The sequence below is a fragment of the Shewanella benthica KT99 genome (assembly GCF_000172075.1).
In the GTDB taxonomy this organism is placed as follows: Bacteria; Pseudomonadota; Gammaproteobacteria; order Enterobacterales; family Shewanellaceae; genus Shewanella; species Shewanella benthica_A.
Genome location: NZ_ABIC01000007.1, coordinates 79,309 through 96,293, shown reverse-complemented (window position 1 = coordinate 96,293; position 16,985 = coordinate 79,309). Strand labels below are relative to the sequence as shown.

Below are 16,985 nucleotides of genomic sequence, written 5' to 3'. Positions count from 1 at the left end.
TGAGAGTGGCGAGCAACCGGTCCTCTCATGCTTCACCGAACCCTTCGATACCTGGTGCCTTAATATAAGTCTGTCTTTCCTCGGACAATAGTTTGATCTTATTTGCCAGTGCCAGTGCCAGCATAAGTGCATCGGCGATTCCGTCTATGAGTGTGGCAAGTTCTGCATATTCGATAAAATCGGGGTGAGTCCTAAATCTCCCGGAAGAATAATCAGTAAGTTATAGCAGGCGATAAAGATGAGTCCACCTAGACATAACATCACAGCCATGGCTTCAAAATCTGCACTCCGCTTGTGATCTAACAGATGTTTGAGCTCCACCTTAGGCACAGAAGAGAAGTAGGATATAAGTAAAACATCAGTCGTAATAGCACCTGAGTGACAGACGCTACCAAAAGAGAGTACCGAAGGTGCATAATAACCAGACGCATGGAAAGAGAGTAGACCCCAGCGCCATAGTGTAACGACCGCCCACCCCAATAGCACTGCCATTCTCACTGTTTTTCGCCCAGGCATAGGAATACTTTGCCCCGATCTCAAAATGATGAATACCCGCATCATGGGCTACATGTACGGCACTCGATTACTCAATTACTCAATTGTTTTTAAAAAACAATTATATTACCGCACACATTAAAGCAACCAACAAACCACAATAACCATAAAGAAGTAGCAGTTCCCCACAGAGTGACAACAAAGAAACAATTCGTATCATCCGAGTTCCTGCGCAAGCCTGTAATACCATTCCGAGTAAGTATCTGGAATGGTATAAGTTGCGCGCAATTAATTTGCTCGAAACTATACTTACTGCTAGATTAGCTGAACACTTCAGGAGAGATTCAACATGACATCCATCTATGACTTTTCGGTAAATAATATCCAAGGAAAATCGGTATCCTTATCTGAATATAAAGATAAGGTGATATTGATAGTCAATACGGCAAGCGCATGTGGCTTCACCCCTCAATATAAGGGGCTACAGGCGCTGTATGACAAATACGGTCCTGAGAAATTTGTCATCCTTGGGTTTCCCTGCAACCAGTTCGGAGATCAGGAGAGTGGCAGTGAGAGTGAAATATCTTCATTTTGTGAACTTAACTACGGCGTGAACTTCCCTCTCTTTGAGAAGGTAGAGGTCAATGGCCCAGAGGCACATCCCCTCTATGAGTACCTCAAATCCGAGGCTAAAGGGATTTTAGGCAGCAAGGGGATCAAATGGAATTTCACCAAATTCTTAATTGATAGCCAAGGAAAGGTGTTAGCACGATTTGCTTCAACGACTAAGCCGGAAGCGTTAGAAAAAGAGATAAATAGTTTGCTAGGCTAATCAACAAGATAGTTTTTTATTTAATTAAACACAAAAAACATCGTCTATTTTTTGAACTTATCCATTTTCAGGGCATCAAAGAATATGAGCGCGAAGAAGGTTTTCATGTTCATCATTCTCCCTGGGACTTCTAGCGCGGTCCCCTTGATCTTAAATGATCATCAGGCAGCCCAATCTTGATAAAAGACTGGTGTTGCCCTTTTTTTTGCTTCATATTCATCGCTCTTCCAAGCAGTCATTATCGGAAGAAAAATAAAAATGACTTTATCTGCTTCCAAAATGAACTTTCGCTAAATTAATGACTCATACATAGTGAACCGAATTTCTGGCTTCGACTGTTTATACTCAAATGAGTCTTACACCGTCCAAGCCGTTTCACTGTTCATCATCATCTCCCTTTAGATACGTATGGTATCTACTGGAAACATGTTATCGACTGCTAGCGCTAATCGATATTATTGTTTCCAACTACAGATTCTGAATAAGAATTCTATGGCTCCCCTTATTTAAGGTGGGGCCATTTTTTTATCTTCTAGTCAAAGACTATCTGTTTTTACACATAAAAAACGTGCCTTAGTTCGAACCTAAGTTTCAGTCTACATTTATGCCTCTGGACTATAATTACTACAAACGCCATATCGGCTTCGAGAGGTAACACCATGGCTATTTCTACCCGGTTAAATGAGTATCTACAGGATAATGAAGTGAGCTATGAGCTTGTGTCTCATCCCCATAGTTTTAATTCCCTGAGCTCGGCCATAGCGGCTCGGGTCTCACCATCCCAGCTGGCAAAGGCGGTGATCTTAGAAGATCATGAAGGACGTAAGATGATGGCTGTGTTACCCGCTAACCATAAAATCAGCTTGGGAGCACTGGGTGACAAACTCAATCGGGACCTACACCTGATGAAGGAGCAGGCTATTTATCAGATGTTTAATGACTGTGAGAATGGGGCTATTCCCCCCTTAGGAGGCGCCTACAACTTAGAAGCGGTTTATGATGATCTGTTAGTGGATGCCAAAGAAATCTATTTTGAGGCTGGAGACCATAGCAGCTTAGTGCGCATAAGCCGAAAAGATTTCGTTAAACTGATCAAAGATGCCAAACACTTAAGGTTCAGCCATCAAAATATACACTAGATTTGGCAGGAAAAAACTTAACCAGTTAATTTAGTTCACAAAATTAACTGGCGATTGCGATTAAGCAAAACCATAGAGATCTTGCTTATATTTTAGTGCTGAGTTTGCCCAGTCGAACCTCTGTTGACTGGCTAAGCGTTCCATATTCAGCCACTTGTCACTGTTATATTCCCCGAGAACATCGGAAAAACGCTCCAATAGACTCTCAGCTTGTCCAGCCAGGCTATCACCAAAAAACAGATAGCCGGTCTCATTGTCGGCCACCGTATCACGCAGCCCCCCCACTCCATGAACCAGACAAATTTGTCCCGCTTTCATCGCCAGCATCTGACTTATTCCACAAGGCTCGAAGGAGCTTGGCATCATAAACAGATCACCGTTTCGATACAGGGCATCCGAAACGGCCTCATCATAGCCGTTGAGGAAGATGAAGTTAGCATATCTGGCTGCTATGGCGCTGAATTCTCGGGCGATTTCAGCGTCGCCGCTGCCCAGAAGTATGAAAACCCCCTCGGGATGAGCCTGAGCCAAAGCCTGTAATATAGACTCGAGCACTGAGACTCGCTGGCCATTAGCGAGCAAGACTCTCTGGCGCAAGATAAGCACCTTCTGATCTGTCAGTCGACCGACCGAAGTCACGAGCATGCTCGGGCCTTTGTGCTTATTCCTTGACGGCTTGTCTGCCGATTGTAGCTTATAAACCTGGGTATCTTTAGACAGCCAGACACGTCGCCACAATCCTGAAATTCGCGTCAGGGCTATCTGATCACAGCCAGTAACCCACTGTTTATCACCCTGCCAGCACAACAGCGCCGACTCCATCAGCTCCAACAAACCCAACCAGCTATCATCTTGTTCGGCTATCCCCAGACTCTCCTTAACACTCAGTGCAACTCTCGTTTCATCGCCAAGCTCATCGTAGACACAGGCGTTTAAAATCCCCACCAGTGCACCAGAGTCTTGTTTACGCTGCAGATCTGCCTCCAGACCTTCACCACCAAAAAAACCAGCGTCATGATCTGAGGGTTTCAGTACTTCATCGGCATAGGTCGGTGAAACCAGATGAACCTTAGCGCATAGATTAATCCCGACTCTCATGGGATTGATACAATGGCGGTAGCGGGGATCTATCACCGACTCGAGCTGGTCAGAGGTTAACTTATCCAGTAGATTCGGAAACCAGGCATTCAGGGAAGAGCTGTCATCTCTGAGTGGGCGTGTCCCCTGTATGGCCAGATTGTGTATGGTATAAACACAGGGAATAGCCGATAAATGTTGGAAATTGTCATCATACTGACTCAAGAGGGCAAACATGGCGCTGTGCCAGTCATGGAGATGTATCAAGTCTGGCATAGGCAATAACTGCTCATTGATTGCCGTCGCTACACAGAGACAAAACAGGGCAAACTTATTGGCATCCTCGGCGAAGGGCCGCTCGTCACTGCCTTGGCTATAGATCTCATGGGGTTTCCCGCTAAACACGCCATCTTGAATGTCGATGAAGTAAATCACCGCGCCCTCAACGTCTGGATTAGGAGTACTTAACAGGGAAACACTTTGTCTGCTACCGCTAAAAGTCACCCTGAATTCAGCAAGTTTAATGGCGTTAACCGAGCCAGCGAGAAAGCCATAACTTGGCATAATCACATCAGCAATCACATCTTGCTGCGCCAAAGCGGCCGGAAGGTCGCGGATAACATCCGCCATCCCCCCCACTTTGGCCCTTGGTATCGAGCCGTTTTCGGCGGCTAACATCAATACTCTTTTCAATGTGCTTTCCTCATTCCGTTCAAAGTAAACTGCAGAATCGAGTACGGAGATTCACTCATAGCCTACGGGCAGACCCAACATGTCTCTGGTCACTAACACCACACCCTTCTCCGAGACCCTAAAGCCTCTTTTTCTGTCGTGAACATGGTCATAACCAATCACAGTGCCTTCTGGAATGATGCAGCCACGATCAAGAATGACATTCTTAATTTTACAATGTCGCTGCACCACTACATCGGGCAGAATCACCGCGCCTTCGACTAGTGAATAGGAGCAGATCCTCACCTCATTAAATAACACACTACGACGCACCGTTGCCCCTGATATGATGCAACCTCCAGATACGATTGAGTCCAGAGTCATGCCTCGCCTGTCATCATCATCGAAGACAAACTTTGCCGGTGGAAGTTGCTCCTGATAGGTCCAGATAGGCCACTTGGCATCGTATAGATTTAATGGCGGTGTTGGGGATAACAGTTCCATATTGGCCTGCCAAAATGAATCCAGAGTGCCCACATCACGCCAATAAGCTTTTTGGTCATTAAAGTCACTGCAAAATGGATAGGCAAACACATTATGTTCTTGGATAATGGCAGGAATAATATCTTTACCAAAATCTCGCTCAGAGTTTTCATTCCGGGCATCTTTTTTGAGCTGCTCAAACAGAAACTCTGTGTTAAAGACATAATTCCCCATAGAAGCTAAACAAGTTTCCGGACTATCGGGCAGATGTTTAGGCACTTCAGGCTTCTCTTCGAAGCCTAAAATTCGCTGTTTCTCATCGACCTCAACCACACCGAAGACCCCGGCCGCTTCGGCTACCGGCACCTCGAAACAGGAAACAGTCATGTCTGCCCCAGACTCAGAATGGGCGGCAAGTATGCCAGCATAATCCATACGATAAACATGATCGCCCGATAAAATCATCACGTATTTAGGCATCTCGTGACGAATAATATCCATATTTTGAAACACGGCATCGGCCGTGCCCTGATACCAGTTTTCCGAGAAGCGCTGAGATGCAGGTAAGATCTCCACCGACTCGCCGAGTTCCTTCTTAAAATGCCCCCAACCTTGCATTATATGACGAATGAGTGAATGAGATTTATATTGAGTCACCACACCCACACGGCGGATCCCAGAGTTGATACAGTTCGATAGGGGGAAGTCGATGATCCTAAACTTACCTCCAAAATAGAGTGAAGGTTTCGCGCGCCAGGCTGTTAACTCATGCAAACGGGAACCTCTGCCCCCGGCTAAGATAATGGCATAGGTATCACGGGTTATATTACTGATATAACGTGGACTCGGATTAGGCATCTGTACTCACTCCTTGAGATTCATTGCTTAGGGTTAATTGGCTTTCACCGTTCAACGTTTGCTGTATTGAATTAATGATTACGACTTTAAGGTACTGCATGATTAAGCCCTCCATATTGGGTCCCGGCAACTTGAAGATGTGGTTCGCACAGCTCTGGAAAAACGGCTGAATTGACTGTTAATAATTAAGCTTTCCATATTTCATCCCGGTAAGCGGCAATGGTGACATCACTCGAGAAACGCCCACTGCATGCAGTGTTGCGTATACTCATTTGGGTCCAACTATCAGGGTCTTGATAGGCGCTCGCGGCTCGCTGCTGAGCTTGTCGATATGATTCAAAATCTGCCGCCGTCATCCAAGGATCCGTTGGCGACTTGATGCTTTCTATCACAGGGTCGAAAATACCGGGTTCCAGTAGATTAAAGTGACCACTCTGCAGCAATTTCATCACTTGTTTTAGTGCTGGAGACTGGTTAATAAAATGCTCTGGCTGGTAATTATCTTGCAGTGAATGAACTTGACTGGCATTTAAGCCAAACAGGAAGAAGTTGTCCTCACCCACCTCTTCGAGCATCTCAATATTGGCACCGTCTAAGGTGCCGATAGTCAGCGCACCATTCATCATAAATTTCATGTTACCCGTGCCCGACGCTTCTTTGCCTGCGGTGGAGATTTGTTGAGACAAGTCCGTTGCCGGACAGATCTTTTCCATGGCGCTGACGTTGTAGTTAGGCAAGAAGGCAAACCTGAGATAGGGTGTAATTTGAGGATCGGAATTGACCATGTGAGCGACATTATTGGCGAGCTTGATCAACAGCTTAGCCATGGCATACCCAGGCGCGGCCTTGCCACCGATCAAGACACATCTGGGCACTAGCTTATCTAAGCGGTTATCACTAATGGCCGTTAAGATCTCATGATAAAGGTGAATAACATGCAGTATGTTGAGCAGCTGACGCTTATATTCATGAATGCGCTTAACCTGTACATCGAACATCATTTCAGGCTCAAATTCGACGCCACACTCTTTAGCAATCATCAAACTGAGCTCACGCTTATTGGCCAGTTTCACCTCACGCCACTCATCAATCAGTGCCTTGTCTTCGGTGAAAGCACTCAGGGCCTGTAAGTGTTGTAGATCTCCGACCCATTGGCACCCCAAACGTTTTGTCAGTAAAGCGGCCAATCTGGGGTTACAGTGTGCCAACCAACGTCTCGGCGTCACACCATTGGTCTTGTTATTAAACTTTTCCGGCCAAAGCTCATAGAAATGTTTAAACAGACCCGATGTCAGTAGCTGAGTATGCAAGCCGGCGACCCCATTGACCGAGAAGCTGGCAACGATGGCCAGATAGGCCATGCGCACGTGGGGCTCGCAACCCTCTTCGATGATCGACATCTTGGCCAGCATGTCAGCATCTCCGGGCCAGTGGTGAGCCACATCATCCAGATATCGCGCATTGATCTCGTAGATGATCTCTAAGATTCTGGGGAGCATCTGCTCGAACATGCGCACGGGCCAGCGCTCTAGCGCTTCGGGTAACAAGGTATGATTGGTATAAGCCATGATATTGGTGGTAATGTCCCAAGCCTGCTCCCATTCCAGCGCATAATTGTCCACCAGCAAACGCATCAACTCAGGGACGGCCACACTAGGGTGCGTGTCATTGAGCTGCATCACATTGGCTTTAGCGAAGTCACTAAAGTCGATGCCATTTTTCTTTATCCAGTTATTAAGCAGATCTTGCAGACTCGCCGAGGATAAGAAGTACTGCTGCCTTAGCCTAAGCTCCTTGCCGTTCTCGCTGGCATCGTTGGGATAGAGCACCATAGTGATCTGTTCTGCCAGGTTTTTTCTGGCAACCGCTTCGGTATAATCTCCCTGATTAAACTCGGCTAAATCAAAATCATCTGTGGCTTCAGACTTCCACAACCTCAAGGTATTGATGCGGCTATTGCGATAACCAGGTATCGGCATATCATAGGCTACCGCCTGCACATCTTGAGTATCCACCCAAGTGACATGCCGTCGGCCCAATTTATCGATATAACTTTCTGTATGGCCAAAGAAGGGCACTGTGACATTATGATTGGGCACCCTGACTTCCCAAGGGTTACCATCTTTAAGCCAACGATCGGGACCCTCTATCTGATAGCCATCGACAATTCTCTGGGCAAACATGCCGTATTCGTAACGGATCCCATAGCCAGTAACCGCTATGTCTAAGCTGGCACAACTATCGAGAAAACAGGCGGCGAGCCGACCTAAGCCTCCATTCCCAAGACCGGCATCATGCTCTAAACTCTCCAGAGACTCTAAGTCGACAGCATACTGACTCAGGGCTTCACGGCTCTCATCGGTCAATTGCAGATTCAACAAGGCATTGCCTAATGCTCGTCCCATCAAGAACTCCAGAGACAGGTAGGCGACTTGCTTAGTCTGATATTGGCTGTCTTTAGCTCGGGTCTGTCGCCAGTTATCCAGCATCAGCTCTTTCACGCTACTTGCTAGGGCATGAAACAGATCGTGCTGAGCGTACTCCTCCTGACCCAGGCCATTATTCATATAACGATTCAAGGAAGCCGACAATGAATTGCAGGGTTCGCAATCTTGCTGGAGTTTTTTAACGTCATCCTTAAGTGGTTTATCCGCTGGCTTAGCTTGGGATAGTTCTTGGCACTTAGGGGGGCTAACACTCATGAACAGGCTCCTTAAATTCGGCATAAAACAGCATCAAGCTTCGGTCTTGCAGGTGATATATCGGATTTAAATTGGTAGAAAGTGAAACATACTCAGGGTTTAATTCACTATCTTGAGTGTGTAACAGACAGCGCCAGGGAGACAGGTTATCAAGCTCAGGCAAACAAAAATCCAAACTTTTCTCGTCTGTGTTAAGCATCAAGAGGAGTGCCTGTCGACAGCCATTTTGCGCCTCAAGCTCACCAGTTATCACCAGACTCAGACTGCGAGTCTGGGTCTCACTCCACAGTGCCTTGGTCATCACTCCACCTTGACGACAAAACCAATCGAGTCCGGGTGCATCCACATTGGCGCCCTCATGTATGTATTGATGATGGCAAAGCAAAGGAAAACGTTTTCTGAGGTGAATTAATTTTCGGGTAAACTGCAGCAGTGCATTACTGCCGATATCTTGTTGCCACTCCCGCCAGCTCAGCGGACTGTCTTGGCAATAGGCGTTATTATTGCCTGACTGGGAGTGACCGACTTCATCCCCAGCCAGCAACATGGGCACGCCTTGGGACAAAAACAGAGTCGTGAGTATATTGCGGCACTGCCTTGCTCTTAGACCATTAATATCAGGGTCGTCCGTGACGCCTTCGACACCATAGTTATGGCTGAAATTTTCCTGATGCCCATCGCGGTTGTCTTCACCATTTGCCTGGTTGTGTCTCAGGCTGTAACTGACAAGATCCATCAAGGAGAAGCCATCGTGGCTGGTGACAAAGTTAATACTGGCGGCCGGCGGCCGACCAGAATGTTCAAATAGATCACTGGAACCGTGAAAACGTCTGGCAAATTCGGGCAAGATCCCGGCATCCCCACGCCAGAAACGGCGAATGGTATCGCGGTATCTGTCATTCCATTCACTCCAGCCCATGGGGAATTGTCCCAACTGATAGCCACCCGGACCTATGTCCCAAGGCTCAGCTATCAAACGGGTCTGGCTCAGCACAGGGTCTTGAGCTAAGGCATCGAAGAAGCCGGAACCAGTATCGAAGCCATGGGTTTCACGGCCCATACAAGTGGCTAAATCGAAACGAAAACCATCGACGCCCATCACTTCCACCCAATAACGCAGCGAGTCCATCACCAATTGCAGTACATTAGGGTGGGTAATATTGAGCGTGTTACCGCAACCGGTATCATTGATGTAATACCTAGGTTCACTGGGACTCAAACGGTAATAACTTAGGTTATCTATGCCCCTGAAACTGTAGGTCGGACCGAGCCGATTGCCCTCGGCGGTGTGGTTATAGACCACATCTAAGATCACTTCGATGCCCGCCTTATGAAATTTAGTCACCATATGACGAAATTCAAACACATCATCACCACTCAAATAGCCCTGGTGCGGGGCAAAAAAACCTATGCTGTTATAGCCCCAATAGTTACTCAGTTGCTTGTGTTGCAGGAAAGGCTCATCGAAGAAACTCTGCACTGGCATAAGCTCGACACAGGTGATGCCTAAGTTGATGAGATAGCTTATCGACTCAGGACTGGCGAGTCCGGCGAAGGTGCCTCTTTGGTGTTTGACAATATCCGGATGCAGCTGAGTAAATCCCTTAACGTGCAGTTCATAGATGATGCTGCGCCTCCGAGAAAGTGACACATCCTCCTGATTATCATTTTTTTTCACCGGGATCACGGGGCCAAGCTGGTGATAATCTACCACTCGACACTTAGGCATACTGGCCGCATTGTCTGTCGTGTCGAAGGAGAGGTCTTGCTCGCTATCTTCGAGTATATAACTGTAATGACATGGGTTATCACGGCACTCACCCACTAACTGCTTTGCATAGGGATCGAGCAGGAGCTTATTGGCATTGAACCTGTGCCCTGATAGCGGTTGAAACAAGCCGTCGACGCGATATCCATATAGCAGACCCTCTCTCGCCCCTTGAAGATACCCATGCCAGATATGTTGCGACTTTCCCGGCAAAATAAACCGCCCTATCTCGTCATGACCATGTTCATCGAAGATACACAGAGTGACCCGAGTCCCATGGGCCGAAAACAGGGCAAAGTTGACGCCACAATCATCGACACTCGCCCCTAATGGATAAGGCTTACCGTTAGTGAGCTTCATCTGACTCACCAGTCTGCTCTAACCCTCTGGTTAAGTTAGTGGTTAAGTTAGTGGCTGAATCTATGACTGAGTGACGGGTTAAATGAGATGGCGATAAGACTAAACACCCCAGAGACGGCACTGTAATAAGACTGCTGTGAGGCATGTTCTGATAAGGCAACTCCTCGGCCAATATCACCCCGGCATTCCCCACTCCACTGCCACCATAAAGCTCACTATCACTGTTAAGCAGCTCTCGGTACTCGCAGCCCAGAGGCAAGCCTATGCGAAAACCATGATGAACTTGAGGTGTCATATTGACGATAAATATCAAGTGTTCGTCTGCAGACTCGTCATAACGGATAAAGCTAAACACGCTAGCCTGATGATTATCGCAATCGAGCCATTGAAATTTATCTGCCCGGGTATCTTGGCAGTAAAGAGAGGGCTGACTTAGGTACAGGTGATTAAGATCTTTCACCCAGGTCTGCAGCCCTCGGTGAGGAGCATACTGCAGCAGATGCCAATCTAAACTGCGCTCATGACTCCACTCGTCTCTTTGGCCAAACTCATTGCCCATAAATAGGAGTTTCTTACCCGGGTGCCCCCACATGAAGCCGAAATATGCCCGTAGGCTGGCAAACTTCTGCCAGTCATCACCTGGCACTTTATGTAGCAATGACCCCTTGCCGTGAACCACCTCATCGTGGCTCAAGGACAAGATAAATTGCTCGCTGAAACAGTACATCAAACTAAAGGTCAGCTCGCTGTGATGATGACTCCTGTGGATTGGATCTCGGCCCAGATAGCGTAGGCTATCGTTCATCCAGCCCATGTTCCACTTGAAGCCAAAACCTAAGCCCGATTCGTCGACTCTCTTTGTCACTCCAGGCCAGGCAGTAGACTCTTCGGCGATCATGACGATCCCCGGAAATGCCTGGTATAAACGCTGGTTAAGACTCTGCAGGAAGCTAATGGCCTGCAGGTTTTCCCGCCCCCCCTCAGCATTGGGGAGCCACTGCCCCGGCTCGCGGCTGTAATCTAGGTATAACATGGAGGAAACGGCATCGATACGCAGGCCATCGAAATGAAACTCATCGAGCCAATAGCAGGCATTACTCAGCAGGTAGCTTTGCACTTCGCCGCGACCGTAATTATAGATCAAGGTATCCCAGTCAGGATGCTCCCCCCGTCTAGGATCTTGATGCTCATATAAGCTAGTGCCATCAAACTGGATTAGACCATGGGGATCTTTGGGAAAGTGTGCCGCCACCCAGTCGAGTACCACGGCCAATCCCGCCTGATGACAGGCATCGACAAATGCTTTTAAACCTGCAACATCGCCGAATCTATGGCTAGGCGCGTACAAGCCCACAGGCTGATAGCCCCAAGAGCCATCGAAGGGATATTCACTGATGGGCATCAGCTGCAGATGGGTAAACCCCATCTCTTTGACATAAGGAATGAGCTGCTCGATGAGATCTTGATAATTCAGAAAAAGCTCGCCCTCATCCCCCTTACGTCGCCATGAAGCGAGATGAACCTCATAGGTGGAGATTGGCTGGTGGTGCCATTGCTGAGCTTTACGATACGCTAGCCACTCTTTATCTTGCCAGTTAAAATCTTGCTTACGAGGGACCAAGGAGGCATTTCCCGGCGCGGCTTGCATGGCCTTAGCATAGGGGTCCGATTTCTCTATGCGCTCGCCATGCTCAGATATCAGCTCAAACTTATAATGTGCTTGCTCATTAACATCGGGAATAAATATCTCCCAAAGGCCATTGGCCAAGTGTTGGCGCATCACATGCCGGGTCCCGTCCCAATGGTTAAAATCTCCCACCACAGACACGCGCCTGGCATTGGGGGCCCACACACAGAAATTGACCCCCTCGACTCCCTGACTCTGTCGCCAATTAGCCCCTAACAGATGATAAGCCTGCTCTAAGCGTCCCTCAGCAAACAGGTAAACATCGTCTTGGTTTAACAAGCTTGGAAACTGATAGGGGTCGATGATCTCTTCTATGCTCAAGGGATATTCAACCCGCAACTTATACAGGAAAGGTTTCACCCTTCGCCCTATCACCCCGGCAAACAGACCGGTTTCATTGACCCGTTCCAGGCTGGCAAGCTTACGTCCATCCTTAAGGTTGAGCACCTCTACGCTTAGAGCTCCGGGTAATAAGCAGCGCACCAGCAAGTGTTTCTTAGCCTGAACGACTTTAACTTTCGCTTCGACTTGTTTCCCTTTGGTATTTTTTGTCGACGTATCGCTCGGGTTTTCCTGTAAATGCATGCCTAACAGAGAAAACACATCGCAATATTCACCATTAAGCAGCGCAATATCGGCGCCGTGATGAAAGTGAGGGGCATTTTGAGTCATCATTTATCTTCCATTAAAGTTAAAAATTCTCAGGCTAACCTGCTGTAACCTCTTATAAGCTGATCAAGATGCATAACCGCTCAGACTGAGCGCATTCAAACATCAGCAATTAAACTTTAGTATTCAGAGTTTCTCGTCGCCCTTATCCGCTCCAGCAGAAGCTTCACCTTGGGAGATTCTTTTATAGCTGAGAAACTCATAGGCAAGCGTCGCTGCCAATTGGGATACTCATGCCAGGTCCCGGGAATATTCACACTGTGTATGTCGCCAATGAGATCGCTGAGCTGCACGCTAAATAAGGCCGAACAGCTCAGGGCTGAGGCACTGACCCAGGCCTCAAGTAACGCCTCATACTCCAGACTGTCGACCGTGACAGATTTATCGATACAACCAACACCCATCAGCAGGCTAAGCAGCTGCTGTTTCTCAAGCTCGCGGCCGTTCAGGGCATCCCCCAAGGCTTCATCATTATCGATAAGCTCGAGCTGACGTCTCAAATGCAGATCGCTGGTAGACCACCACGCGGCTAAGTTAGGCACATCGTGATTGGCCAGCATCATTAAACTGTCTTGTTTATGTTCATCAGGACTCATGAAACCTGTGCTGTGCTTACAAAAATAGAACAGCTGATTGGAATAAATTCCCGCGTTTCGCAGACGCAGATCCATCTCGGGGGGAACCAAGCCGAGATCTTCTCCTATGATGCAGCACCTGGCTCGCCAGCTTTCCAGGCATAGGATGGCGAAAAGACTGTCGACGGGGTAATACACATAGGCTCCCTGACCGTTATTTTCATCCAAGGGGCACCACCACATTCTCAGTAAGGACATCACATGATCGATTCTCAATGCGCCACAGTGACGCATATTTGCCCGAAATATGGATGTGACATATTGAAAATCATCTTTCTTTATTGACAGTGGGTCTAAGGGAGACAGGCCCCAATTTTGTCCCTGAGGCGCGAATGGATCCGCTGGTGCTCCGATACTGGCACTGAGGCAAAATTGCGACGGGTTTTGCCTAACTTCGACTCCTTCCGGGTTAGCACCCACAGCGAGATCTCGTATCAAGCCTAACGACATCCCGGCTTGCTTGGCATATGCCTGACAGGCACAGACTTGCTCTTCGGCAACAAACTGTAAAAATCGATAAAAGTTGAGGTCCTTGGGTAAGTCATCCCTAGCTTTAGCCGATGCAACCTCGACAAATTGAGTCAGTGCTTGCCCTTCTCTATGCACAAAATCATCGAATGCTTGCCTCCTAACCGATGTTTCTTTAGAGTTTGACTGATTAAACTCTTGATACAAATGAACAAAAGCGCGATATTTAAGCTGGGTCAACTGGGGGTAATCCAGCCAGTTATCGATATTGATTGCGCGCCTCAGACTCTCAAATTCATCTGACTGCAACTTATATTTTACTTGGGTATACTCAGGCACACCTTGGATATGAATATAGAGGGGATTTATTCTGCGTCTGTCACTGGGACTATAGGGGCTCACCTGTTCAGGCTCTGCTATACCTAAGGCATGCAGCGGATTCAGCTGAATAAAATCTCCCCCATGCGCGGCCACCAAGTCAATAATATCAGTTAAATTGCCAAAATCTCCGATGCCCCACTGGCTGTCACAACGCAGCGAATAGAGTTGAATACTGAGCCCCCAAGGGCGAGGCTGAGTCTTCGAGACATTATTTTCATTTGAATCTTTAGCTGAATTTATATCTGAGAGTCTAAATGCTTGTCTTGGGGCCATCATGACGATTCCCGAATACCTGTGTGTCCCCGCGATTAACTCGGCACTGTGATAACCTAGACCCAACCGCCGATTATTTGCCTCAATCATCTCAGGAAAATCAGCTTGCAACTCGGTAACAGTATCGGTATCGCCATTGGCATCTACGGAATCGACTGGCATTAACTTCAGCAGGGATAAGCGATAGTGTAAGTATTGAGTCTTGTCAATGTGATAATCATCGACTATCTGCATATCGGCCGGCAGCACGCTAAGACTGAATAAGCAGCCCGATTCACTCAAGATCCTCAGCGTCAATTCATCTTGATAGCCATAGGGCAGATACAAACTGATCTCAGGCTCATCCAGATAGGTATGCTGAAAACCATGAAGCCCTAAGGTCCATGGCTTGGCATCGAGTTCATGGATACGCCGTTGCAGATACTCTGCATCGATTTCACCTCGAGTATCGACTAATTTATCCAGCATGCACCTCAATACTCCCTCTCTGTCCTGAGCAGGGATACGGATATTCTGGCCACTGAAATTGATAAACTCGGCACCGACGCCCTGCAGATACAGTAACTTTTCCAGCCCCATACTCGTCGTCCTTATACGAAATACACATACTCAATAACATTCACGGCAACAGATGACAGAGAAGCTGCTATAAAAAACAAAACCAAGTAAAGTAGATCACTGGCAATATGTAAATAGTAAATAACTACTATTTACTAAATAAATCATCAAAGTCTAAAGTCCAAAGACTATAAAATAAAAGCAATGAAATAAACCAAGACAGCAAACAAGATTGACCACCAAGTTAATGTGCAGATGCTACCTTTATTTCCATTATTAAGCCAAGTCAAAAAAATAATAATAAAATCACATACAGCTTTATTTGAATTTTGAAAAAACCGTTCAGCAGGCCCATTCACAACCTTAAATACAAGATAAGTTTCAATTGGTTACATGAAGATTTAAACTTAAATACTATGAAAAGAGTAAATTGATTGCGACTTTTAATTAATGCCAAACTAATTAATTAAAGTTGACATCTAATTAAGTTGCAAGCTTATAATTAAAATCATGTGTTTACACTATATATATAATTAAAAACTCTTTCCCATATAAATGACAACATTTGAATAAAATCAATAAAAAGCCAAGCCCCCAAAATAATGCAGATTGCATCCTATATACAAACGACACTTAAATCTTTCACATCAACCACAGAGAATTAATTTTAAATAAAAATAACTTTAACAATAATATCTTATACATGAGATGAGGCAATAAAAATAAACAACATCAGATGTTCCCCACGGCAAGATCATTATAAATTGAACTTTATGCTCAAGTAGCGATGCTGGAGTAATACAATAAGTGCAACAGGCTGAAATTTGAATAGTGCTGGAGTAATACAATAAGTGCAACAGGCTGAAATTTGAATAGTGAGCCAGCTGAAGGCACAATCTAAGCTCTCACACAAAAATTAAGTCCGTTATGAATAAACTCAACGAACAGTACCGACAGCTAACTCAAGAGCCACGATACCAGATTTCAGCCCTTCGTAAAACAGGGATGGGACTGAGAGGCATTGCCAAAGAGATCGGGGTACATTACAGGTAACCGTTCACCAGCCCCTTATTGACACGATCAATTGATGATCAATAAGGTTTGGTCATATCGCTATTGAACGATCTCTTTGCCGTGTCAAAATAGCTTCATGAAAAAGAAAAAACAATTCGCAACAGAGCCGCCTACGGTTGCTGAACTCGGTGAAAACAAAGCAAACTTACTCATTCAAGAACTGTGGGAAAAGTTACGTGAATATGAAGACCGCCTAGCATTGAGCTCTAGAAACTCATCCAAATCACCATCCTCTGACTCCCCTGCGGATAAGGCCGAGCGAAAAAAGCTCAAACGCCTCGTAGTGGAAATAAGGTTGGCGCTCAACCTGGACATACGGGGCATAAAAGACCATTAGCAAAGCTTACAGAGACTGACGAGAGAATTGCTTGTTTGCCAGATAGTTGCTGCGCTGATTGTGGCGGTAAAGTTGTGGCTAACTCGTCGCCAAGTTATCGCCATCAGGTGTTTGAATTACCTAAACCTACACTTGACATCACCGAATACCAGTTATTTCACGGGCGTTGTCAGCAGTGCAACACAGTGAGTAAAGGAGCCTTGCCTGAAGAGGCTCCCGATGGTCAGATGGGGCCACGATTGCTCAGTTACGTGGCTGTGCTCAGTGGCTTGTATCACCTGAGCGTACGTAAAATTCAACGTTTACTGCAAGACCAATACGGGACTCATTTCTCTACCGGTCTGATTTCTGAAGCGCAAGGGCGAGTCAGTAGTATGCTGACGCCGACACACCAAGCTCTGCATCAACACATAAAAAAAGCGTCATTAGTGCATGTTGACGAGACGTAACCGTTCACCAGCCCCTTATTGACACGATCAATTGATGATCAATAAGGTTTGGTCATATCGCTATTGAA

8 protein-coding genes and 4 pseudogenes are annotated in these 16,985 nt (G+C 46.6%); 4 read left to right on the top strand and 8 right to left on the bottom strand.

Translation table 11 applies throughout. The annotated features are described in order from the left end of the window. Positions 1 to 58: 58 nt before the first annotated feature. Together KT99_RS23500 and KT99_RS20495 are read right to left on the bottom strand one after the other, a co-directional pair. Positions 59 to 216, bottom strand: a pseudogene (locus KT99_RS23500) (diguanylate cyclase); the annotation flags it as partial. A 168-nt stretch (positions 217 to 384) separates the two neighbouring features. Next, positions 385 to 577, bottom strand: a pseudogene (locus tag KT99_RS20495) (YfaZ family outer membrane protein); the annotation flags it as partial. Positions 578 to 844: 267 nt separating this feature from the next. On the opposite strand from KT99_RS20495, the gene KT99_RS04830 reads away from it, so the two are divergent. Both KT99_RS04830 and KT99_RS04825 read left to right on the top strand, forming a co-directional pair. After that, positions 845 to 1,327, top strand: coding sequence for a glutathione peroxidase (locus KT99_RS04830; protein WP_005497587.1), 483 nt, complete (start codon positions 845 to 847; stop codon positions 1,325 to 1,327). A 659-nt stretch (positions 1,328 to 1,986) separates the two neighbouring features. Then, positions 1,987 to 2,466 carry an aminoacyl-tRNA deacylase gene (locus KT99_RS04825; RefSeq protein WP_005497585.1) on the top strand — a complete coding sequence of 160 codons (480 nt, stop codon included), beginning with the start codon at positions 1,987 to 1,989 and terminating at the stop codon, positions 2,464 to 2,466. A 60-nt stretch (positions 2,467 to 2,526) separates the two neighbouring features. On the opposite strand, the gene KT99_RS04820 is transcribed toward KT99_RS04825, so the two are convergent. From KT99_RS04820 to malQ, 6 genes are all read right to left on the bottom strand, one after another. Continuing rightward, positions 2,527 to 4,221 carry a glycogen synthase gene (locus KT99_RS04820; RefSeq protein WP_005497584.1) on the bottom strand — a complete coding sequence of 565 codons (1,695 nt, stop codon included), beginning with the start codon at positions 4,219 to 4,221 and terminating at the stop codon, positions 2,527 to 2,529. Positions 4,222 to 4,287: 66 nt separating this feature from the next. Further along, a complete protein-coding gene (glgC, locus tag KT99_RS04815) occupies positions 4,288 to 5,556 on the bottom strand; it encodes a glucose-1-phosphate adenylyltransferase (protein ID WP_005497583.1) in 1,269 nt (422 codons plus the stop codon). A 185-nt stretch (positions 5,557 to 5,741) separates the two neighbouring features. Further along, a complete protein-coding gene (locus KT99_RS04810; RefSeq protein ID WP_005497582.1) occupies positions 5,742 to 8,258 on the bottom strand; it encodes a glycogen/starch/alpha-glucan phosphorylase in 2,517 nt (838 codons plus the stop codon). After that, positions 8,248 to 10,386, bottom strand: a complete 2,139-nt coding sequence (glgX, locus tag KT99_RS04805; RefSeq protein ID WP_005497580.1) for a glycogen debranching protein GlgX — start codon at positions 10,384 to 10,386, stop codon at positions 8,248 to 8,250. The genes KT99_RS04810 and glgX overlap by 11 nt, the downstream gene beginning before the upstream one ends. After that, positions 10,373 to 12,748, bottom strand: a complete 2,376-nt coding sequence (gene glgB / locus KT99_RS04800) for a 1,4-alpha-glucan branching protein GlgB (RefSeq protein ID WP_005497579.1) — start codon at positions 12,746 to 12,748, stop codon at positions 10,373 to 10,375. The genes glgX and glgB overlap by 14 nt, the downstream gene beginning before the upstream one ends. A 113-nt stretch (positions 12,749 to 12,861) precedes the next feature. After that, positions 12,862 to 15,078, bottom strand: a complete 2,217-nt coding sequence (gene malQ, locus KT99_RS04795) for a 4-alpha-glucanotransferase (RefSeq protein ID WP_005497577.1) — start codon at positions 15,076 to 15,078, stop codon at positions 12,862 to 12,864. A 906-nt stretch (positions 15,079 to 15,984) separates the two neighbouring features. Between malQ and KT99_RS20490 the strand changes: the two are divergent. Together KT99_RS20490 and KT99_RS20485 are read left to right on the top strand one after the other, a co-directional pair. Beyond that, positions 15,985 to 16,104, top strand: a pseudogene (locus KT99_RS20490) (helix-turn-helix domain-containing protein); the annotation flags it as partial. Positions 16,105 to 16,207: 103 nt separating this feature from the next. Next, positions 16,208 to 16,914, top strand: a pseudogene (locus tag KT99_RS20485) (DUF6444 domain-containing protein); the annotation flags it as partial. Positions 16,915 to 16,985 lie beyond the last annotated feature (71 nt).